The sequence below is a fragment of the Streptomyces sp. NPDC006512 genome, from assembly GCF_040611935.1.
In the GTDB taxonomy this organism is placed as follows: Bacteria; Actinomycetota; Actinomycetes; order Streptomycetales; family Streptomycetaceae; genus Streptomyces.
Genome location: NZ_JBEXPG010000007.1, coordinates 1 through 20665, shown reverse-complemented (window position 1 = coordinate 20665; position 20665 = coordinate 1). Strand labels below are relative to the sequence as shown.

17 protein-coding genes and 2 pseudogenes are annotated in these 20665 nt (G+C 73.8%); 6 read left to right on the top strand and 13 right to left on the bottom strand.

Annotation, left to right across the window (positions count from 1 at the left end; genetic code table 11):
• Positions 1-31: 31 nt before the first annotated feature.
• Together glpK and ABZZ17_RS07115 are read right to left on the bottom strand one after the other, a co-directional pair.
• On the bottom strand, positions 32-1549 hold the full coding sequence (gene glpK / locus ABZZ17_RS07120) for a glycerol kinase GlpK (RefSeq protein ID WP_356872898.1): 1518 nt from the start codon (positions 1547-1549) through the stop codon (positions 32-34).
• 66 nt (positions 1550-1615) lie between these two features.
• Positions 1616-2464 (bottom strand): MIP/aquaporin family protein, encoded by an 849-nt coding sequence (locus tag ABZZ17_RS07115; RefSeq protein ID WP_356872896.1) that lies wholly within the window; start codon positions 2462-2464, stop codon positions 1616-1618.
• 230 nt (positions 2465-2694) lie between these two features.
• Between ABZZ17_RS07115 and dhaK the strand changes: the two genes are divergently transcribed.
• Positions 2695-3699, top strand: coding sequence for a dihydroxyacetone kinase subunit DhaK (gene dhaK / locus ABZZ17_RS07110; RefSeq protein ID WP_356872894.1), 1005 nt, complete (start codon positions 2695-2697; stop codon positions 3697-3699).
• 114 nt (positions 3700-3813) lie between these two features.
• On the opposite strand, the gene ABZZ17_RS07105 is transcribed toward dhaK, so the two are convergent.
• The 6 genes from ABZZ17_RS07105 to ABZZ17_RS07080 all read right to left on the bottom strand — a co-directional run bounded on the left by ABZZ17_RS07105 (position 3814) and on the right by ABZZ17_RS07080 (position 8839).
• Entirely contained in the window at positions 3814-4050 is a 237-nt protein-coding gene (locus ABZZ17_RS07105) for a hypothetical protein (RefSeq protein WP_356872892.1), read from the bottom strand.
• A gap of 120 nt (positions 4051-4170) precedes the next feature.
• A complete protein-coding gene (locus ABZZ17_RS07100; protein ID WP_356872890.1) occupies positions 4171-5799 on the bottom strand; it encodes an MFS transporter in 1629 nt (542 codons plus the stop codon).
• A gap of 92 nt (positions 5800-5891) precedes the next feature.
• A complete protein-coding gene (locus ABZZ17_RS07095) occupies positions 5892-6344 on the bottom strand; it encodes a hypothetical protein (RefSeq protein ID WP_356872888.1) in 453 nt (150 codons plus the stop codon).
• Between the two features lie 108 nt (positions 6345-6452).
• Complete coding sequence (locus ABZZ17_RS07090; RefSeq protein WP_356872886.1) at positions 6453-7439, bottom strand: alpha/beta hydrolase; 987 nt, start codon at positions 7437-7439, stop codon at positions 6453-6455.
• A 108-nt stretch (positions 7440-7547) separates the two neighbouring features.
• A complete protein-coding gene (locus ABZZ17_RS07085; RefSeq protein ID WP_356873248.1) occupies positions 7548-8495 on the bottom strand; it encodes an SDR family oxidoreductase in 948 nt (315 codons plus the stop codon).
• Positions 8492-8839, bottom strand: a complete 348-nt coding sequence (locus ABZZ17_RS07080; protein WP_356872884.1) for an SH3 domain-containing protein — start codon at positions 8837-8839, stop codon at positions 8492-8494. Before ABZZ17_RS07080 ends, ABZZ17_RS07085 begins: the two co-directional genes overlap by 4 nt.
• A gap of 288 nt (positions 8840-9127) precedes the next feature.
• Between ABZZ17_RS07080 and ABZZ17_RS07075 the strand changes: the two are divergent.
• The 3 genes and pseudogenes from ABZZ17_RS07075 to ABZZ17_RS07065 all read left to right on the top strand — a co-directional run.
• Positions 9128-9256: pseudogene (locus ABZZ17_RS07075) on the top strand (GNAT family N-acetyltransferase); the annotation flags it as partial.
• 81 nt (positions 9257-9337) lie between these two features.
• Positions 9338-9490, top strand: a complete 153-nt coding sequence (locus ABZZ17_RS07070; protein WP_356873263.1) for a hypothetical protein — start codon at positions 9338-9340, stop codon at positions 9488-9490.
• Between the two features lie 225 nt (positions 9491-9715).
• Positions 9716-11221: a UDP-N-acetylmuramoyl-L-alanyl-D-glutamate--2,6-diaminopimelate ligase gene (locus ABZZ17_RS07065; RefSeq protein ID WP_356872882.1), complete on the top strand. Its 1506-nt coding sequence runs from the start codon at positions 9716-9718 to the stop codon at positions 11219-11221.
• 312 nt (positions 11222-11533) lie between these two features.
• Here the strand turns inward: ABZZ17_RS07065 and ABZZ17_RS07060 are convergent, their stop codons facing one another.
• From ABZZ17_RS07060 to ABZZ17_RS07050, 3 genes are all read right to left on the bottom strand, one after another.
• A complete protein-coding gene (locus tag ABZZ17_RS07060) occupies positions 11534-12535 on the bottom strand; it encodes a hypothetical protein (RefSeq protein WP_356873246.1) in 1002 nt (333 codons plus the stop codon).
• A gap of 233 nt (positions 12536-12768) precedes the next feature.
• Complete coding sequence (locus ABZZ17_RS07055) at positions 12769-13257, bottom strand: DUF4265 domain-containing protein (RefSeq protein WP_356872880.1); 489 nt, start codon at positions 13255-13257, stop codon at positions 12769-12771.
• A 58-nt stretch (positions 13258-13315) separates the two neighbouring features.
• On the bottom strand, positions 13316-13921 hold the full coding sequence (locus ABZZ17_RS07050) for a DUF6461 domain-containing protein (RefSeq protein ID WP_356872878.1): 606 nt from the start codon (positions 13919-13921) through the stop codon (positions 13316-13318).
• Between the two features lie 289 nt (positions 13922-14210).
• On the opposite strand from ABZZ17_RS07050, the gene ABZZ17_RS07045 reads away from it, so the two are divergent.
• Together ABZZ17_RS07045 and ABZZ17_RS07040 are read left to right on the top strand one after the other, a co-directional pair.
• Positions 14211-15620, top strand: a complete 1410-nt coding sequence (locus tag ABZZ17_RS07045; protein WP_356872876.1) for an SWIM zinc finger family protein — start codon at positions 14211-14213, stop codon at positions 15618-15620.
• A complete protein-coding gene (locus ABZZ17_RS07040; protein ID WP_356872874.1) occupies positions 15617-18241 on the top strand; it encodes a DUF6493 family protein in 2625 nt (874 codons plus the stop codon). Before ABZZ17_RS07045 ends, ABZZ17_RS07040 begins: the two co-directional genes overlap by 4 nt.
• 12 nt (positions 18242-18253) lie before the next feature.
• On the opposite strand, the gene ABZZ17_RS07035 is transcribed toward ABZZ17_RS07040, so the two are convergent.
• Positions 18254-19972 (bottom strand): ABC-F family ATP-binding cassette domain-containing protein, encoded by a 1719-nt coding sequence (locus ABZZ17_RS07035; protein ID WP_356872872.1) that lies wholly within the window; start codon positions 19970-19972, stop codon positions 18254-18256.
• Between the two features lie 327 nt (positions 19973-20299).
• Positions 20300-20665, bottom strand: a pseudogene (locus tag ABZZ17_RS07030) (DNA topoisomerase IV subunit B); the annotation flags it as partial.

The window sequence follows — 20665 nt, the reverse complement described above, 5'->3', positions numbered from 1 at the left end:
ACGGTGAGGGGTGAGGGCGGGACGACGGGCGCTATTCGACCGTGGCCCAGTCGAGGGTGCGCTCCACCGCCTTCTTCCAGCCGGCGTACCCCTCGGCGCGCTGTTCCTCGGACCACTGGGGCTCCCAGCGCTTGGACTCCTGCCAGTGGGTGCGCAGTTCGTCGGTGTCCCGCCAGAATCCGGTGGCCAGACCGGCGGCGTACGCCGCGCCGAGCGCGGTCGTCTCCGCCACGACCGGCCGGCTGACCGGTACGCCGAGGACGTCGGCCTGGATCTGCATGCACAGGTCGTTGGCCGTCACGCCGCCGTCGACCTTCAGCACGTCGAGGTGCACGCCGGAGTCCTGTTCCATGGCTTCGACCACGTCGCGGCTCTGGTAGCAGATGGCTTCCAGCGCGGCCCGCGCCAGGTGGCCGTTGTCGTTGTACCGGGCGAGGCCGACGATCGCGCCGCGGGCGTCGGAGCGCCAGTACGGGGCGAAGAGGCCGGAGAAGGCGGGGACGAAGTAGATGCCGCCGCTGTCCTCGACGGTACGGGCGAGGCGCTCGCTCTCCGCGGCGTCGCCGATGATCTTCAGCTGGTCGCGCAGCCACTGGATGGCGGAGCCGGTGACGGCGATGGATCCCTCCAGCGCGTAGATGGCCGGGCTGTCGCCGAACTGGTAGGCCACCGTGGTCAGCAGGCCGTGCCGGGAGCGGACCAGCTCGGTGCCGGTGTTGAGCACCAGGAAGTTGCCGGTGCCGTAGGTGTTCTTGGCCTCGCCCGGCGCGTAGCAGACCTGTCCGACGGTGGCGGCCTGCTGGTCGCCGAGCACGCCGGTGATGGGGACGGCCTCGCGCAGTGGCCGTGAGGTGCGGGTCCGCCCGTAAGCCTCCGCGTGGGAGGACGGGTTGATGGTGGGCAGCATCGACCGGGGAACGCCGAAGAAGCCCAGCAGCTCGTCGTCCCAGTCGAGGGTCTCCAGGTCCATCAGCATCGTGCGGCTGGCGTTGGTCACGTCGGTGGCGTGGATGCCGCCGTCGGGACCGCCGGTCAGGTTCCACAGCACCCAGCAGTCGGTGTTGCCGAAGAGGGCGTGGCCCTGCTCGGCGGCCTCCCGGACGCCGTCGACGTTCTCCAGGATCCATTGGATCTTGCCGCCGGAGAAGTAGGTGGCGGGCGGCAGCCCGGCCTTCCGGCGGATGACGTCGCCCTGGCCCGAACGCTCCAGGGCCGCGGCGATGGAGTCGGTACGGGTGTCCTGCCAGACGATGGCGTTGTAGTAGGGGCGGCCGGTGCGGGGGTCCCACACGACGGTCGTCTCCCGTTGGTTGGTGATGCCGATGGCCGCCAGGTCGGAGGCCGAAAGGTTGCCGTGCCGGAGGGCGTTCTGCATCACCGAGTTGGTGCGTTCCCAGATCTCGACGGGGTCGTGTTCCACCCATCCCGATTTAGGGAGGATCTGCGAGTGCTCCAGCTGGTGCTTCGCCACCTCGTTGCCCGCGTGATCGAAGATCATGAACCGGGTGCTGGTGGTTCCCTGGTCCACTGCGCCGACGAAGTCAGCCATGGGGTGCCGCCTTTCCTGGGGCCGCTCCGGGGAGCCGGCCGTTTCGGGCCCGCTCCCCGGAACCGGTCAGCTCTCGTCCGGTGCCGGCACCCGCCCGGGGGGCTCGGGCTCGGCGGTCGGCAGGAACCGGCCGATGAAGAACTTGTACAGACCCGCTCCCAGCAGACCGCCGATGAACGGGCCGATGATCGGCACCCAGAAGTAGAACTGCCCGTACTGGTCGCGCCATGCTCCGCCGTACCCGGTGAGGAAGCTGGCCAGCCGGGGACCGAAGTCGCGTGCCGGGTTGATCGCGTAACCCGCGTTGGTGCCCCACGCCATGCCGATCGCGACGACGATCAGGCCGACGATGAACGGGGCGAGGTTGGCTCCGGGCGGCGTGCCCAGCAGGTCCGTGACCGCCAGGATCAGCAGGAGCAGGATCGCGGTGCCGATGATCTGGTCGCGCAGCGCGCCCCACTCGGTGACCGGCAGGTTCGTGTTGCCGTTGGCCGGCAGGGTGGAGAAGACGCCCTGCGTCTTGATGGTGTGCCCGGGGTCGGCCTTCGCCAGTGCCTCCGTGTAGTTCCAGCGGACGATCATGGCCGCCACGAAGGCGCCGGCCGTCTGGGCGAGCGCGTAGGGGGCCACCTTGCTCCACGGGAAGCCCTTGAACGCCGCCAGCGCCACGGTCACCGCGGGATTGAGGTGAGCACCGCTCAGCCTCGCCGCGACGTAGACGCCCAGGGTGACGCCGAGGCCCCAGGCCCAGGCGATGCTGTCGTGGTTTCCGAGGCCGCCCGCCGGGTCCGTCAGGGCCCCGCCGGCGACGACCTGGGCGACCACGCCACACCCGAAGAGGATGAGGATCATGGTGCCGGCGAATTCGGCCGAGAGTTCGCCGACCAGCCCCGATCTTTTGAGACGCTCAGTCATTGGTTGCCCGCTTCCCGCCGGCCAGGGGGACCGGCCGTCAACTACGTCGGGTGCTCCGCCAAGCAGTTCAAACGGGGCATACCCGGAGAATGCAGCCATATGCCTACGGTGAAATCCTGTCACGGTTGCTCGCCTCCCGCGCCCCCGTGGCACCCGCCCGCGGCTGCGCGGCACACTGTACGTAACGCCCAGCACACGTCGGCGGGACCGCTCCGCTCGGGAGGTATCCGATGAACATGCTGATCAACAGTGCCGAGACCGTGGTCGCCGACGCCCTGCGGGGCATGGCCGCCGCGCACCCGGACCTCGACGTGGACGTGGAGCGGCGGGTCGTCGTACGCCGGGACGCCCGGGAGGGCGGCAGGGTCGGCCTGGTCTCCGGCGGTGGCTCCGGGCACGAACCGCTGCACGCCGGGTTCGTGGGGTACGGGATGCTCTCCGCGGCCTGTCCCGGGGAGGTGTTCACCTCGCCGGTTCCCGACCAGATGGTCCGGGCGGCCAAGGCGGTGGACTCCGGTGAGGGAGTGCTCTTCGTCGTCAAGAACTACACCGGGGACGTGCTGAACTTCGACATGGCGGCCGAGCTCGCCGACGAGGACGGCATCCGCGTCGAGCGGGTGCTCGTCAACGACGACGTCGCCGTGACCGACAGCCTGTACACGGCCGGACGGCGGGGCACCGGGGCCACGCTCTTCGTGGAGAAGATCGCCGGCGCCGCCGCCGAGGCGGGCGCACCCCTGGACCGGGTCGCGGAGCTCGCCCGGCGCGTCAACGGGGCCTCGCGCAGCTTCGGCGTGGCACTGAGCGCCTGCGCGACCCCCGCGAAGGGCAGCCCGACCTTCGACCTGCCGGACGGCGAACTGGAACTCGGAGTCGGGATCCACGGCGAGCCGGGCCGCGAGCGCCGCGCGATGATGCCGGCCCGGGAGATCGCGGACTTCGCCGTGGGCGCCGTACTGGAGGACCTGGCGCAGGTGGCTCCGGCCGACGGGCCGGTCCTGGCCCTGGTCAACGGGATGGGCGCGACGCCGCTGCTGGAGCTGTACGGGTTCCACGCCGAGGTGGCGCGGATCCTGGCGGCCCGGGGCGTGCCGGTGGCCCGGACCCTCGTCGGGAACTACGTCACGTCGCTGGACATGGCCGGCTGCTCCGTGACGCTGTGCCGGGCCGACGACGAACTGCTGCGCCTGTGGGACGCCCCGGTGCAGACCGCCGCGCTGCGCTGGGGCCGCTGACCGCCGTCACGCCGGCGGTCCGGACGGGACCGGCGGCTCCGGTCTCCGAGGGGCGTGGTCAGCCACCCGCGCCTCGGAGGCGGTCCGTACCCGACCCGTCCCGGCCGCCCCTCGTCAGTGCGTCCGCCAGTGGAACTTTCCGCCGCCGACCCACCGGACCTCGCCGGGATCGTCCAGGTCGTGGATCGTGATGCCGACGGCCGCGGCGGTCAGGAGGACGTCCGTCATCGACCTCGCGGTACTGACGAACTCGCCGTCGACCTCCACGATGCGGAACGGCGGATCCCCGGGCTGGACGCCGAGTACGGTGATCCGCGCCGAGGAGATGTAGGGACTCGAACTTTCGGTCATGCCGAGATCGCTTCCACGTTCCGGCCGGCCGTAATCGAAGTCGGCCGCCGTCCACCTCACCCGCCCGGCCCCTTCCCCCGGCCTGCGGGTCCTGCCGGGGGAGGGGCCGGGCGGTGGGGGTCACTCCGTACGGCCGGGCCCGCTCGGTCCCCCGGGCCGGGGCGCCGGCATCAGCAGCAGCCACAGCGGGATCGCGGCCAGGGCCATGACCCCGAGCCAGAACATGACGGACGCGAATCCGTGCGCCAGGCCCGCGGCCGTGGCCCGGTGGAACGCCTCGCGCACCGCCACCCCGCCCGCCCGCTCGGCGGGGAGCACCGCGCCCGACAGCAGCCGGTCAGAGACCGTCGTGCCCGGCCCCGCCACGTCCGCCTCCGCCAGCACCTCGACCAGCCGGGCGGCGCCCCGCGCGAGGAAGACGAGCGTGCCCGCGGAGACGACCAGGGCGGCCGTCACGTACCGGACGACGTTGATGATGCCCGAGGCTTCCCCGGAACGGGCGCCGTCCAGCGCCCCGAGCCCCGCCGCGGACGGCGCCGACAGGGTGATCCCCACCCCGGCGCCCAGCACCAGCGAACCCGGCAGCACCGCACCGTAGCCGCTGTCCGCACCCACCCCCGCCAGCCACAGCGCGCCCGCACCGCACAGGGCCGTCCCCGCCGCCACGGGCCACCGGTAGCCGACGCGGTCGCACAGCGGGCCGACACCCATCGACACCGCGAACACGCACGCCCCGTACGGCAGCAGGGCCAGGCTCGCCGTCACCGCCGAGTAGCCCAGGGTGTCGGGGGACAGGGCGTACAGGTTGAAGAAGTACAGGAAACCGATCAGGAAAAGGGTGTTCACGGCCGTCCCGATGCAGGCGGCCACCAGCGGCGGCTTCCGCAGCAGGTCCAGGTGCAGCAAGGGCGCGGCCCGCCGGGCCTCGACCCGTACGAGCGCCACCAGCGCGACCGCCGCCACCACGAAGCAGACCACCGTGGCGGGCGACCCCGCACCCCACGACGGGATCTGCTGCAACGCCACGAGCAGCGAGGTCAGCCCCACCGACAGCAGCAGCACCCCGGTCACGTCCACACCGCGTTCGCCGGAACCGTGCGGCAGCGACCGCAACGCGAACACGGCCACGAGGGCCACCAGCAGCGCCCAGCCCGCGCTGGTCCACCACAGCCACCGCCACGACGGACCGTCGGTGAACGCGCCGCCGATGAGCGGACCGACCGCGAAGGCCAGCCCGGCGACCGCACCCCACAACCCCAACGCCACGCCCTGCCGCTCCCGGGGCCAGCTCAGGCGCAGCACCGCCATCGTCGACGGCATCAGCGCGGCCGCACCGACGCCCTGGACGACCCGGCCGGCGATCAGCACCGCCTCGGTGCCGCTCGCGGCGACGACAGCGGCCCCGGCGGCGAAGACCAGACAGCCCGCCACGACGGTGACCCGCTGGCCCAGCACGTCACCGAGCCGCCCGCCCGGAACGACCACGGCGGCGACGGCCAACATGTAGGCACCGACGGCCCAGCTGAGGGCCGTGGTACCCACGCCGAGGTCGGCGGCGATGGCACGCAGCGCCGTGTTGATGCCGGTGGTGTTCACGCCGAGCAGGAACAGGGCCGCACCCGAGACCGCGGTCACCGCGCCGAGGTGTCCGCCCGGTGACGCGCCGCCGTCCGCCTCCGCTCCCCGTTCCGGCGCCGGATGCGGTACGTGGAACAGGGCGCCGCCCAGGACCCGCCTGATCGTGCTCACCCCGGGGACCGTACGCCACCGCCCCCGCCCGGAACCGCAGCCGGCGGCGCGGCCCCCGCCGCACCACCCGTCCGGCACGCCACCGGGCCGTGTCAGGGGCGGACGATGCGGGCGAGCCAGGGGGTGAGGCCGATGCCCGCCGGTTCCCGGTACGTCTCGTCGCCGGGCAGCGGGACGACGAGCCACTGGCCCGGAGGGAAGAACCGGCCCTTCACCCACGCCAGCCCGCCGTACACCGAGCGCAGGAACGCCGGGACGGAGTCGCGGGGCACGTCGAGGAACTCGATGCCGTCGACGGTGATGTGCGCGTCGTCCTCGGGGAAGAACCGGATGCTCACCGACGGGACGCCGGCCAGCTCCACGTACGCCTCGTGCGGCAACGAGCCGTCGGGGTCGGCCACCGTGAACAGACCGGCCGACGAACGGCGCGACGTCAGGTCCGCGCCGATGTCCTCGGTGACCGTCATCGCCAGACCGTACTCGGCCGCGATCTCGCGGACGGCGGTGACGGCGGCCTCGGTGGTGGGGAGGGAGGGGTGGCTCATGGTTCCTTGCCTGCGGGAGACGCTACTGCGGCCAGTCTGGCACACCGGTACCGGGCAACTCGGCGTCGCCGGGGGCCCGTCGGCAGGCGCACGGCCCCCCGCGGGCCGTCACACGGGCAGGGCGGCCAGCCAGTCGGTGAGCAGCCGGTTGACCTCCGCCGGACGTTCCTGCTGGACCCAGTGGCCACAGCCGTCGAGGACGTGGGAGGAGCTCAGGCCCGGCAGCGTCGCGGGGTGGGCGTCGATCGCGGCGGCCAGCCAGCCCGTCGAGGCGTCCAGGGCGCCGCCGATGAACAAGGACGGCTGGGTGATCGGGGAGCCGTCGAAGCCGGCCAGGTCCTCCCAGTCGCGGTCCATGTTCCGGTACCGGTTGAGGGCTCCGCTCATGCCAGTCCGCTCGAACTCCCCGGCGTAGAAGTCGAGATCGTCCTCGCCGAGCCAGGCGGGCCTGCGGCCGTCCGCCGGGAACCGGTCGCGCAGCGTGCCGTTCCGGCCGACGAAGTGGGGGAGGGGCGCCCCCGGGGCCGGCATGGTGTCGGCGGACAGGGCGGCGTAGAAACCCGCGAGCCAGCCGCGCACGTCGGGCTCGATCTCGGCCTCGGCGCGCCCGGGTTCCTGGAAGTACGAGACGTAGAACTCCTCCTCCCCGCCGCTCATCCCCGCGAAGACCTCGCTGGGCCGTGGGCCGCCGCGCGGGACGTAGGGAAGGCCGAGCAGTCCCGCCGCGCGGAAGACGTCCGGCCTGACCAGGGCGGAGTTGGCGGCGATGGCCGCCCCCCAGTCGTGGCCGACGACCACCGCGGACTCCTCGCCCAGGGCGTGCACGACGGCGGCGTTGTCCTCCACCAGCGCGAGCATCCGGTACGCGTCCGCGCGGTCCGGCGCGGAGGAGCGGCCGTAGCCGCGGACGTCCACGGCCACCGCGCGGTACCCGGCCGCGGCCAGTGCCGGGAGCTGGTGACGCCAGGAGTACCAGGACTCGGGGAACCCGTGCACGAGCAACACCAGCGGCCCGGACCCCTGTTCCACGAGGTGGATCCGGCCCGCGGGCGAGGGGACGAGCCGGTGGGTGACGTCCGGGGCCTGCTGTGACATGAGGGTCCTCCACGGTTCTCGCCCCGCCGTGCGACGGGCGCGTGACCCGATCGTGCGGGGCACGGCACGCCCCGCGCGAGTCGTGTTGCCGTTCCGGCAACGCAGGCCTCAGGGCGCGCTCCAACCGTCCGGCCGCGTACCGTCGATGTCGGTGAAGCCGTACTCCCGCGCGAGTTCCGCGGAGGTGACCGACCGCTGGTTCCACCGCGCGCGGTCCGGGTCCGCGGCCAGGGCCGCGACGGCCCGGCCCACGTACCGGGGGGACTCGGACCGCGCGAAGCCCTCCGGCGCGGTGGGGCGGCCGTCGCTCCGGTCAGCGGCCAGGGCGTCGCGCCAGTTGTCCTCCGTGACACCGAAGTTGTCGAGCATCATCTCGGAGCGGAGCCACCCCGGGGTGATGGCGACCGCGGTGGCACCGTACGGCCGCAGTTCGTGTCCCTGCGAGAACGCCAGCCGGTTCACGGCGGCCTTGGCGAGGTCGTAGAACACCGAGATCCGGTACCAGGCCGCGTTGGTCTCGGCCGTCCCGTCCGTCACCTCGACCAGCAGTCCTCCGGGTTCCCCGATGAGCAGGGGCAGGAGGTGGTGGGAGGTGATCAGGTGCGTGTCGACGGCGAGCCGCAGGATCCGCAGCCCGTCGTCGAGGTCGTGCTCCCACACCGGGGTGTTCCACTGCGCGGGGCCCCCTTTGAGGAGCTCACCTCCCCAGATGTCGTTGACCAGCACGTCGATCCGGCCGTGTTCGGCCCGTACGCGTTCGGCCAGACGGCGGACCTGACCGGAATCGAGGTGGTCGACCTGAACGGCGATGCCCGTTCCGCCCAGCCGCGTGACGAGGTCCGCCGTCTCCTCGATCGTCTCCGGCCGGTCGTAGTCGGATGCCTGTCTTCCGCTCACGCTGCTGCGGCCCGTGCAGATCACCGTCGCACCCGCCTCGCCCAGCGCGGCCGCGAAACCGCGCCCCGCGCCCCGCGTCGCTCCCGCCACGACGGCGACGCGCCCGCGCAACGCCTCGGGATCCGGCGACCACACCGTGCGCGCCGACGAGGACGTCAGCAGGGACGGACCGGCTGGAGGTTGTGGACGTAGCGGGCCGAGACCCAGCCCTTGGACCCGTGCAGCCGGTACCACACCGGGTTGCCGTCGACCCAGCCCCCGCGCTTCTGGCAGGAGAGGGCCACCCGCTGGTTCGGGCGCAGCTTCTTCACCACCTTGGAGTACACCGTCGGCTTCTCGCGGACGTTCAGCGCCGCACGGGAGTCCACCACACCCACCGGGTGGGCCGCGGCCTGCGCGCGTCCCCCGGCCGCGAGGCCGTCGGCGGCCCATCCGGCCGTGCCCAGCGGGCCGATGAGCACACCGGCCGCCAGCGCGTACGTCAGCAACGCCTTCTTCACCATGGAACCCACACTCCTCGTATCGCTCGGCCCTGACCGGCGGGCAGCCGAGCCGTCGGCCACCGGACGACTATCCACCGTCCGGGCGGCGGACCCGGGAGAACACGCCCCCGGTTACTCCGGACGGCCCTGGGGCGGGGGCGCCGGAACCCCGCGGCGGCAGCGCGACGGGCCGTGATCATGACGGCGTGTACGGCGAACCGAGACGGACAACGGTGGCGCCCGCCGTGCCGGGCGAACCGGCCACGGGACCGCGCGAGCTCCTCCACCCCGGCCGTCCCCGGGTGGTGCCTCGCGACGGCCGCGCGCCGACCGGTCCCGGCCGACTTCGCGGGGGCGCAGGTCTCACCCGGCAACGCCCGCGGCATGCGGACCTTCCAGGCCGCGGGTTTCCGGCCGGTGGGTGCGGAGGCCCTGTTCTCCGCCACCGGGAACCCGCCCACGACGTCACGCGTCACCGGCGCGGCGTACGGGTGGCGTGAGCGCACGTACACTCGGCCCATGAACCGCACGCGAATCACGGGGGAGCGCCTGCCGCAGGCCGCCCCTGCCGCGCCTGCGGTCCCCGCGGCCCGGAGCGGCGTCAGCCCCCGGACCGCCGCCGACGGCCAGGCCCCCACGGTCGGCCGCGGCGCCCTGCACGGTCACGGCTAGCGCTTCCCGCCGCGCCCGGGCCCGGCCCCTCCCGCACCACGTTCCGCGACGGGCCCCGCCCGCCGGCCCGGCCGGACCACCGCGCCCGGGCCGGGCCAGGCCCCGGCCCCGTCACCCTGGGGGCGCACCGCCCCCCACACCACCACCAGCAGTCCCGACCTCCGTCGGCGCTGCCGCCAGGCGAGGGCCGCACGCCGGGCCGTAGCCGCCTCCGAAGGGACCACCGTGAAGTTGAGCGGGTTGCTGACCGGCCACGAGCACCACGTCATCCAGGGCGACACCGAATCGACGCGGATCACCGCGGGCACCACCTTCGACGTCGACCGGGTGGTGCCGGGCTCGCTCTTTATCGCCGTACCCGGACACCACGGGGGCGGCCCCGCCGCCATCGGCGCGGCGCTCGCGCGCGGGGCGGTGGCGGTGCTCGTCGACGCGGCCGGAGCCGCCGCGGCGCCACCCGGCCGGGAACTGCTGCCCGAGGTGTGCCTCGTACGGGTGTCCGACACCCGGAAGGCGGCCGCGATCGCCTCCTCCCGCTACTTCGGCGAGCCGGGCCGGCAGATGGACGTGGTGGCGGTCACCGGCACCAACGGGAAGACCTCGATCTCCTACATGGTCGAGTCGCTGCTCAGGATCTCCGAGGGCGCCTCGGTCGGCGTCATCGGCACGGCCGGCAGCCGGATCGGCGACGAGATGATCCCGATGCCGCCCTCGGTACTGACCACCCCGGAGTCGCCCGACCTGCAGTACCTCCTGGGCCGCATGCGGGACCGGGGCACCGGCAGCGTGGTGCTGGAGGCGACCTCGATGGCCCTGCAGACGTACCGCGTCGACCGGACGTTCGTCGACGTCGGCGTCTTCACCAACCTGACCCAGGACCACCTGGACGACCACGGCACCATGGCCCGCTACACCGACGCCAAACTGCGCCTCTTCCAGGGCCTGTGCCGGCACGCGGTGGTCAACGTGGACGACGCCGTCGGAGCCGGGATCCGGGCGATGATGCCGGGCGCCGTGACCACGTACGGCCTCGACGCGGAAGCCGACTTCCGGGCCACCGGCCTCATCGCGGACGCCTCGGGCACGCGGTTCACGCTGCACCACGAGGGCCGTACGTACGAGGCGGCCATTCCGGTTCCGGGCCGCTTCTCCGTGTCCAACGCGCTGGCGGCCGTGGCGGCCTGCCGTGTCCTGGGGCACGACCTGGACGGACTCGTCGCCGCGCTCGCGCAGATGCCGCCCGTACCGGGCCGGTTCGAGCGCTTCGTGACCCCCGGCGGCACCTCCGTGATCGTGGACTACGCCCACTCGCCCGACTCCCTGGACAAGGTCCTCACGGCCATCCGCGGCTTCGCCCGCGGCCGGGTCATCACCGTCTTCGGCTGCGGCGGGGACCGGGACACCACCAAGCGGGCCGAAATGGGCCGGATCGCCGGAACCCACTCCGACCTGTGCGTCCTGACCTCGGACAATCCCCGCACCGAGGACCCGGAGACGATCCTGGACCAGATCGCCCCGGGCATCGAGGGCACCGGCACGCCGTACGAGCGGTCCGCCGACCGGCGCCGGGCCATCGGGTTCGCGCTGGCCGCCGCGCGGCCCGACGACGTCGTCCTGATCGCCGGCAAGGGCAGCGAGCCGCACCAGATCGTGGGCGAGGAACTGCTGCCCTTCAGCGACATGGCGACCGTGCGCGACCTCGTCCGGACCACCACGGCGCAACACGACTGACGCACGCCGCCCGGGGGTCGTCGTCGGCGGCGACGACCCGGGTGTGCGCGGCAGCGGCCCGGGCAACGCGTCGAGCCGCGTGCCCGGTTCGGCCACCCGCCGGCGTTCTTCGTGCTCGTCGACGATGTCGAGGGCGGAGCCGAGCGGGTGTGCGCTGGTTGCGGCGGCCGCGCGTTCATTGCGGACAGCGAGGAGTTCTGGGAGGACGCGGATCCGGGCGAGGCCGGCTGCCCGTGCGGGAGCGAGGAGTTCGAGACCGCCGTTGCGTTCTCCCTGGCCGACGACGGATGGGTCCGCACGACCTCTGACGGGTCAGCAGGCTCGGTCGTAGATCGCCCGCAGCCACGGTTCCCTGACGGCGGGCATCCGCGCGAGCGTGTACCGGAACGCCTGTCTGGACGGCTGGAACGGATAACACGGGTGCGGCGGCAGCGGGTCGTCCCGCTCCACCCCTTCCGGCAGCCCGCCGACCACCGGTAGCCGGGTCCGGTGTGGCGGGAAGGCGAGCTCGGCCCAGAGCGCGGCATCCACAGGTACCGGCACCGCCCCGGCGCGCGGCTGCCACATGTCTCCGGTCTGCGGATGGACCGGCACCAGCACCAGGTCAGTGGCCGGCTCGGCGAACCCCGGCCCCGCCAGGTCCAGCCGCTTCGCACCCTCCCCGGCAGGCAGCAGCGCGCCGAGCGCCCGGCCGAGGAGCTCAGCTACCGGCCCGGGCACCACCTCGACCGGCGCGCCCCCGGCGGCCACCACCACCTGGGCGAGAGCCACGCCCGCCGGGATGTCCCGGTACTCGCTCAGCCGGTGCCACAGCGCGCCTGTAGCGAGCAGCTCGGCCCAGTCCATGACCGGCCGCTCCGGCGGGCCGGGCAGCCGCACTACCGCCTGAGGGTCGAGCCGGACGACCTGCCAGCACCCGCAGTCGTCCATCCTCGTTGCGACCGGCAGATCGCAGCGCAGACAGGCAAGGTTCAGCCCGTCCCTCCCGTCGATCCCCATGCAGTAGCCCCCGGCCCGCTCGAGGACCAGCCCTGTGCCGCGCATGTCACCGGGCGCGAGGAGCACGGTGTCCGAGGGTCCGTCGGACAGCGCGCCCAGCGGCGCGAAGCGCCCCCGCTCCGCTGCCTCGCGTGCCCCGACTTCGTCCCACTGCTGCCACGGCGGCCCGTACGGCGCGGGGTCGACGGCGTAGGACCCGGCCGCAAGCAGTGGCGGGTGCAGCGTCTCCCAGTGGGTGTCGGCCAAGTGGATCGGCAACGCCACCTCGGACACCGCCGCCGTCAGGACCGCACCGCAGCCCGCACACCCGAACACCGCCAAGCTGTCCCTTCCCGCCGTCGAAACCCCCGCATCCCACCAAGCGCCGTTCGTCGAGAGGCATGAGACCGGCGATCTTCGTTCACCATCGCCCCCGGGATATCAGGCGGCACTCGGCCGCGCCGCTGGCGCGGATTCACATCCGCCCTGGTCAGGACGCGTGCCCCCAGCTTGCCGTGCGCAGCCGCTCGAGCACCAACTCATTTGCTGGGGAAGGAACTCAGCTGCCCTCAGGCAGGAGCAGCGGCTTCCCAAGCAGGGGTGACACAGCCTTCCTCCCAGTGCCACCACTCCTTCGCTTCACCGTCTTCCAAGAGTGCGCGGATCCGAGGCAGGTCCGCCTCAGGCGGGACATCCAGGGCCACCATCCGGAACTGCTCGATCCCCTCGCCGGTCGTACCGAGGCGGTGGAAGACCTCCAGCACGCTTTGCCGGGCGGCGGCTGAGCCGTCGTCCTTCAGTACGATCAGCCGGATCGTGCAGTTCTGAGACGGTCGGACCGTCTCCCCGGCCCAGAGAACACCGTCGCCATCGGACTCCACCTTGACGATGTCGCCGCTGGCGACTCCGCGTACGAACCAGGGCGTGTTGTCCAACCGCACCGTGCCGTCGCCGAGGTCCACCGCCCACAGGCTCTCGACGCTTGCCGGCGGCCAGCCATCCTCATCTATGTCCATCCGGAAGCGGACCTTCACGTGGGCGTCTCTGATGTTCGTCACCGCGCCAGTATCCACACCGCATTCACGGGGCAGGCCAGGAGAGGGCGGTCGCGCGATGTCATCGGACCTGGACAGTGGCGCAGATGAAGTTCGTGTCCTGGAGCAGCTCCGGAGTGATGGCCACGCTGGTCAGGTGCTCTGCCAGAGCGAACGCTGCTGGTGAGGACAGATCGGTGTCCGGAGACTCGTCTTGGAGGTGGAAGCCGATCCGCTCCATGGCGTCGAGGAGTTCGTCGGGTGCGGCCCCCCATCGGTCTTCCGGGAACATGGGGTCGAAGCAGAGTCGCAGCACCCGGTCCTCTGCCCAGAGGAACGTGCCGACAGCGTTGACGTTGACGAAGTGAGAGACCCAGCTCGCCCCGGCCGAGGCCGGCAGGACGCGATCTTCGGTGACTCCGAGGTAGCCGTTGGGCTCGATCAGGAGCGTCCAGGCACCCACGGTCGTCATGGCGACCAGCTGACGGTCACCCTCCTCCAGGTCGTACTGGGCAAAAGCGGCGTCGACCACGGCAGCTATGCCCTGCAGAGGAGCCTCCGGTCGTCCTTCGAACCGGGCCATCAGCTCAGCAGGCGACAGACCTCGTACCAGGTTGAAGCAGTACGCCTCGGCGATGTCTGGAAAGTCGTTCTCGAACCACGCGTAGTCCGCTCCGGTCTTCGTCATGCCGCCCATCCTTGCCCCTGCGTCTGGCAGCGGCTGGTCCGGCCGCCGGCAGGGTCGGAGACGACTCCGCCGATTCGGGAAGCGATCTTCGTGTGCCTCTGGAGTGCGTCTGACGCCGTCAGCGGTGTCGCGTCAAGTCGCCCGGCTGTAGCGGGAGTTGGGTGCGCCACTGATCGGACGCCAGGCCGCGGTCGACCAGAGTGATTCCGCCACACCGCCGGCGGGGAACGCCCCGGTCCTTCCACAGCGTTCCGGCACGTTGTCAGTGGGTCCGCCTAGCGTCCCGGGCATGACGCGAACCGCACACACCTTCGCCTATGCCCGCCCGTCCTCGCTGACCGCCGCCGGCACCGGTCGGGCCCTCGGCCTGGAGACGGCGGGCGGTCTGACCCCGGCCGGGGCCGAGGCCCACCCCCAGTTCTTCGCCGGGTTCCTGAGCGCACCTCAGGCCGCCGCCCGGGCCCTGCTCGCCGTCGCGGACGTGGCCGCGGCCCGCTACTACCGGCGCACCCTGCGCGCCTCCCTCGACCCCGTGGTCACGGGCAACGGCGACCGGCTGCGCTTCGAATCCTTCTCCGGATGCTGCGGGGTGTACGCCCGCCTCGACGTCCTGCCCGACGGCCTGCGCGGCGCCGACACCGGCCACGGCACCACCAACGTCGACGTCAACAACCCGCTGCGCGAGGCACTGTCCCGGCTCACCGGCGACGACCCGCTGCACCTGCGGGTCGGCCCCGACGAAATGGCGGTGACCACCCTCGAAGGACCGGTCGTCGAGAAGAAGGTCCCCCTGCCCGACCGCTGGCTGCGCGGCTTCGCCGAGTCCCAGGCCGTCACCACCGGCTTCGACCTGCGGGCCGAACTGACCGCCGCCGAAACCGCCCGCTTCCTCCGTTCCCTCCCGCGCACCCCGGCGGGCGGCGGCGCCGCGGGCGGCGCCTTGTGGGTGGTCCCCGCGGGCCGTACGCTGCGCCCCACCACCCGCCCCGTCCCCGGCGCGGTCTGCCTCCCCGGCCCCGAACGCCTCGCCGCCCTCCAGCGGGTGCTGCGCCACGCCACCGGCCTGCGCGTGTACGGCCCCGTCCCGGACGGCGCCAACCCCACCGCCTCCGCCTGGGAGATCGGCCTGCCCGGCATGCGGCTCACGCTCACCCTCTCCCCGGAGGCCGACCGCGGGTTCTCCGGCGAAGGCGGCGTCCTGGAGGCCCTCGCCACCGACACCGCGGCCGAGGACGCCGAACTGATCTCCGTCCTGCTCGCCTGGGAACCCCGCATCGACCCCGCCGACCTCGCCGAACAGTCGGGCCTTCCCGTGGACCGGGTGCGCGCCGCCCTCACCCGCCTCGGCACGGCCGGCCGCGTCGGGTACGACATCGCCGAAGCCGCCTACTTCCACCGCGAACTCCCCTACGACGCCCGGCGCGCCGAGCGCCACAACCCGCGACTGGTCGCCGCCCGCGCCCTGCTGGAGGCGGGCGCCGTCACCCTGGACCGCCCCGGCACCGCCGTCGTGGCCTCCGGCGAACGCCGCTACCAGGTACGCGAGTCCGGTGGCGCCCTCAGCTGCACCTGCCAGTGGTGGGCCGACTACCGGGGCCGCCGCGGCCCCTGCAAACACGCCCTCGCCACCCGCATGGCCCTACGGGCCGCCACCACCGCCACCACCACGGCCATCACCTCCGCCGGAGCCGCACGATGAACACCTCCCACGCCGTCTTCGAAGCCGTCCGCGCCGGCCGCACCGCCGAAGTGCCCGGACTGCTCAAGCCGCTGGACCGCGCACAGCTGCGGCCCCTGCTCGCCGAGCTGAAGCAACTGCGCGGTGAACTGCGTGCCGCCGGCTGGGACCGCTGGCAGGAACGGGACCTCATGAGCCCGGCCCTGCTCGTCGCCGGAGCCGGCTGCCACACCGGCGCGGCGGCCGCCGCCGCCTGGATCGGCGGCCGCGACCTGCGGCGCTGGCGGCAGGTCCCGACCGGCGTCCTGCTCGACGTACTGGCCGGACGGGATCCGCAGTGGCTCGGCGACCTCGCCCACCGGCTCGCCGCCCGCGCCGCCACCGCCGCAGAGGACCATCCGCTGATCAGCGAACTCGTCCGGCTCGCCGGCTGCCCGATGCCGACCACCGACGGCTGCGTCGAGGGCTGGGCCAGGGCCGTGGGGGCGTCCCGCACCCCGCTCGCACTCGCCCTGCGCCGCGACCCCCACACCACCGCACTCGTCCCGCGCCTCTTCGAGACCGCCGAACCGGTCAGCGTCCTCACCTGGCGCTGCGACCCGGAGGACCCCCACCACTGGCCCCGCGCACTGGCCGGACTCGCCGAGGACGGGCACGTGGACCGGGCCGTCCTCCTGGACGGATCCACCGCCCGCCTGCTGCGCGGCGGCAAGCCCGCCCAGCTGAAGCCCTACCGGGCCATCCTCCAGGCGCTCCGCCCGAGCGAGGAAGAGGAGCGGGAGCGTGCCGCCGACTGGATCGCGCTGGCCGCCGACGCCCCGTCGGCCGTGGCCGGGTACGCCCAGCAGATCCTGGCCCGGCTCGCCGCATCGGGCCACCTCACCCCCCGCCTGCTCGCGGAGATGTCGGGCGCCGTCCTCTTCCGCCCCGAGAAGAAGCTGGTCCGCGCCCAACTGGTGCTGCTCGGCAAGGAGCTGAACCGCGACCCGGCCGCCGCCCCCGAGCTGCTGCCCGTGCTCGGCGAGGCCTTCGGGCACTCCGACACCGACATCCAGGAGCGGGCGCTGAAGCTGGCCGCCGCCCACCTCACCGACGACCCCGGCCTGCGCGCCGAACTCGCCGACCAGGCGCAGCTGCTGAGCCCGGCCCACCGCGCCCGGGCGGTGGAACTCCTCGGACCGGCCGCGGCCCCCGCCGAGGACACCGGTCCGTACGAGGAGATCCTGCCGCCCCCGCCGGTCCCGGTCCCGGTCGCCCCGGCTCCGGAGACGGTCGCGGAGACCGTCGAACTCGTCGCCGCGGTGATCAACTCCCGCAGCGCGACCGTCGAGGAGTTCGAACGCGCCCTGGACGGCCTGGTCCGCCACGCCCACCGGGACCGCGCGGCCCTCGCCGAGGCACTGCGTCCCGCACTGGCCGGCCAGTGGTGGCTCGATCCCGCCCGGCTCCACCACTACACCGGTGGCCTGCCCGGTCTGGCACACCTCGCCGCCGCCGTCCTGGACGTCAGGCCGTCACGCGAACCGCACGCCGCGCTCCCGGCCTGGGGCGGCGACTGCCACCACGCCGGGCTCCGCACGGTCGGCCAGGCCCGCCTGAGAGAGGCCGCCCAGCGCCTCACGACCCGGCCGCTGCCCTTCCTGCTCGCCACCCCCACCCAGCAGACCGGCTCACTGGACCCCCGGATCCTCATCGCGCGCCTCGCCGCATACCACCGCCTCGGCGAGGAGCCCGCCCCGGTCGACTTCGCGCAGGCCCTGCTCCGGGTCCACCGCGACGCCACCGCCATCCCCGGGGCCACCGCCCTGGGCACGCCCGAAGGGGACCGGCTGGAGGCCTGGCTCGGCGAGGCGGGCCTGCCCGCACCCCTCACCCGCCGCACCGCGGCGGCCGTGCCGCACGCCTACACCGGAACCCCCGCGCACCTCGTACTGGACATCGGCGAACGCACCACCGTGCTGCGGGAGTTCCCGGCCGAGTTCCACGCGACGGGACGGGCGCGCAAGGGATCCCACCGCTGCTGGGACGGAGACGACGGCACCGTCTCAGTGATCGCGGCCCTGCCCGAGGACCGGGAGACGTTGGCCGCCTCGTGGCTCCAGGCCGTCACGGCCTGCGCCCTCCACGACATACGCGGCGGCGCCACCGCCCTGCCGTGGCTCGCCGCGGCCGGCGGACCCGCCGGCCCGGCCCTGCACCTCGTGGTCGCCATCGGGCTCGGCGCCCGCCACCCCGAAGACCGGCTGAGGGCCGTCGACGCGCTGCTCACCCTCGCCGCCCGGGACGAACTCGACGCCGTACGCCTCGGCGGCGACCTGGCCGAACTGCTGGGCCTGGGCACGGTCAAGACCAACCGGCTCGCCGACTCCCTGCGCGCCGCCGCCGCGACCGGCGCCTACGCGACCACCTGGGGCGTACTGGCAGCCGCACTGCCCGCGCTGCTGACCGGCACCGGCGGGGGCACCTCCGACTCGCGCGGCACGGGCGAACTCCTCGCGCTGGCCGCCGACTGCGTGGAACAGTGCGGCGCGGCCTCACCCGAACCCGCCGGACTCGCCGACGCCGCGGCCCGCGGCGGCCGGTCCCGCCTGGTCACCCAGGCCGGCCGCCTGCGCGACGCCCTCCGCCGCGCCGGCGGCTGACCGGCCGGCCGGTCAGTGCGACGCCACTGGGCGGCCCGCCACCAGGTGGAGGCGGTCGCCGGGGAAGGCCTCCCGCAGTACCCGGTCGTGGGTCACGAGGACGATCGCGCCGGGGTAGCGGGTCAGCGCCTCCTGGAACTCGTCCGTCAGCGCCGGGGCGATGTGGTTCGTCGGCTCGTCCAGGACGAGGAGGCCGGTGGGACGGGACACCAGCCGGGCCAGTTCGATCCGGCGGAGCTGGCCGGCGGACAGGCCGGCGGCCGGGAGCAGCAGGTCCTCCGACCGGAACAGGCCCATGGCGAGGAGTTCCTCCGCGTGCTCCTCGGCCGGACCGGGCCGCCCGGCCGCGTAGGCGGCCAGCAGGGTGACGCGGGGCCCCGTGGGCAGCGGCGCCGGTTCCTGGGGGAGGTAGCCGACCCGTGCCCGGACCCGGACGTGCCCGGCGTCGGGCCGCCCCACCCCGGCGAGCAGCCGCAACAGGGTCGTCTTGCCCGCCCCGTTCGGCCCGGAGACCAGCAGGCGGCCACCGGCCGGCACCCGCAGCGCCGCCACCCGGAGCCGGTTCCCGACCACCGCCCCGTCGACCTCCACCACCGCCGGACCCGGCACGTGCGGACCCGGTACGTCCGGGCCCGGCGCCCCGGCCCGGTCGGTCCGCAGCGAGGCGGTGAACCGGAGCGGTTCCGGAGGCGGCGGCACCGGATGGCTCCGCAGGAGTTCCAGGCGGGCCCGCGCGGCCCGCACCCGGCCGGACAGCTTCGCCTCGGAGGACCGCCGGTGCTTGCCGAAGCCCTGGCGGGGATCCTTGCCGGTGCCCGCCAGCCGGGTGCCGGCCGCGTCGACGAGGGCTTCCGCGCGGGCCGTCTCCTCCTGCCACTCGCGGTGCTCCTGGTCCAGCCGGCGCCGCTCGGCGTCCCGGGCGGCCCGGTAGCCGTCCCAGCCGTCGCCGTAGCGGCGTACGGTCCGCGTGTCCGCGTCGACCTCCAGGACCGTCGTGGCGTACTCCCGCAGGAAGCCGCGGTCGTGGGTGACGACCACGACCGTGCCCCGGTGGTCCGTGAGCCGTCGCCGCAGCCAGGTGACGGCGTCGGCGTCGAGGTGGTTCGTCGGCTCGTCGAGCAGGAGCAGTTCGGCGCCCGCGCACAGTGTGCCGGCGAGCGCCAGCCGGGAGCGTTCGCCGCCGGACAGGGTGCCGAGCTGCCGGTCGCGGTCGATCCCGCCGATCCCGAGCCCGTCGAGGGCGGCGGCGACCCGGGCGTCCGCCTCGTACCCGCCCCGTTCGGCGAAGGCCTCCAACAGCTCGCCGTAGTGGGTGAGTTCGTCGGCCGAGGCGTCGGCGAGGGTCTCCTCGGCACGACGCAGCCCGCGCTCCAGGGCGCGCAGTTCGGCCAGGTCCGCGTCGATGGCGTCGGCGACGCGCGCCGTGGGCGGAAGCGCGGTGGTCTGGGCGAGGTGCGCGACCCCGCCGGGGGCGCGGAGGGTGATCTCCCCCTCGTCGGGGACGTCGAGGCCGACGAGGAGGCGGACCAGCGTGGACTTGCCGGATCCGTTCTCACCGACGACGGCGACCCGCTCGCCGGGGCGGACGGTGAACGAGACCCGGTCGAGGACGCGGCGGGGCCCGAAGTCCTTGGAGAGGTCACGGACCGCGAGCTGGAACCGGTCGGCGCGGGCGTCGGCCGGCGAGGGGTCCGCGAGGGCGGGCGACAGGTGGTGGGCGCGTTCGCGCATGATGCGTACTTCCCTGACATGGGAGCGGCCGGCCCCGACGGAGGGGCCCTCGGCCGCGAGGGCACGGGACACGTCGTGGGAACGCGGGGAGCTCCGGTGCACGCACGTCACGGGACGTGCGTGCACCGCCGGTCAGCCGAGAGGCGAGAGCGCGCGGTGCGGGGCCGCCCGATCAGGCGGGCCGGCACGTCGGCGCGCGGCCGGGGAGCGGCGTGTTCCCGGTCCCGGGAATCAGAGGAAGTAGTGGAAGTGACCCATGGACCCACCCTAACCGCCCCCCACCGCCCCCTGCATTCCGTTTTCCCCGCGCACGAGCCCCCGGCGGTCTCAGATGTCGAGGAACCGGACGTCCTTGGCGTTGCGCTGGATGAAGGAGCGCCGGGCCTCGACGTCCTCTCCCATCAGGACGGAGAAGAGGGCGTCGGCGAGGGCGGCGTCGTCCAGGGTGACCTGGCCGAGGACACGGTGGTCGACGTCCATGGTGGTGACGCGCAGCTCCTCGGCGTTCATCTCTCCCAAGCCCTTGAACCGCTGGATCGAGTCGTCGCGCAGGCGCTTCCCGTTCCCGGTGCCACGGGCGACGAGCGCGTCACGCTCGCGGTCCGAGTACGCGTACTCGAAGTCGTCGCGGCCCCACTTGATCTTGTACAGCGGCGGGCGGGACAGGTAGACGTGTCCGGCCTCGACCAGGGG

Bases quoted from the DNA above. Each gene is read 5' to 3' on its own strand.
- ABZZ17_RS07115 (WP_356872896.1), bottom strand. From the start codon at position 2,464: ATGACTGAGCGTCTCAAAAGATCGGGGCTGGTCGGCGAACTCTCGGCC.
- ABZZ17_RS07045 (WP_356872876.1), top strand. From the start codon at position 14,211: ATGACGCGAACCGCACACACCTTCGCCTATGCCCGCCCGTCCTCGCTG.
- ABZZ17_RS07040 (WP_356872874.1), top strand. From the start codon at position 15,617: ATGAACACCTCCCACGCCGTCTTCGAAGCCGTCCGCGCCGGCCGCACC.
- glpK (WP_356872898.1), bottom strand. From the start codon at position 1,549: ATGGCTGACTTCGTCGGCGCAGTGGACCAGGGAACCACCAGCACCCGG.
- ABZZ17_RS07105 (WP_356872892.1), bottom strand. From the start codon at position 4,050: ATGACCGAAAGTTCGAGTCCCTACATCTCCTCGGCGCGGATCACCGTA.
- ABZZ17_RS07080 (WP_356872884.1), bottom strand. From the start codon at position 8,839: ATGGTGAAGAAGGCGTTGCTGACGTACGCGCTGGCGGCCGGTGTGCTC.
- ABZZ17_RS07050 (WP_356872878.1), bottom strand. From the start codon at position 13,921: ATGACGAAGACCGGAGCGGACTACGCGTGGTTCGAGAACGACTTTCCA.
- dhaK (WP_356872894.1), top strand. From the start codon at position 2,695: ATGAACATGCTGATCAACAGTGCCGAGACCGTGGTCGCCGACGCCCTG.
- ABZZ17_RS07070 (WP_356873263.1), top strand. From the start codon at position 9,338: ATGAACCGCACGCGAATCACGGGGGAGCGCCTGCCGCAGGCCGCCCCT.
- ABZZ17_RS07035 (WP_356872872.1), bottom strand. From the start codon at position 19,972: ATGCGCGAACGCGCCCACCACCTGTCGCCCGCCCTCGCGGACCCCTCG.
- ABZZ17_RS07095 (WP_356872888.1), bottom strand. From the start codon at position 6,344: ATGAGCCACCCCTCCCTCCCCACCACCGAGGCCGCCGTCACCGCCGTC.
- ABZZ17_RS07090 (WP_356872886.1), bottom strand. From the start codon at position 7,439: ATGTCACAGCAGGCCCCGGACGTCACCCACCGGCTCGTCCCCTCGCCC.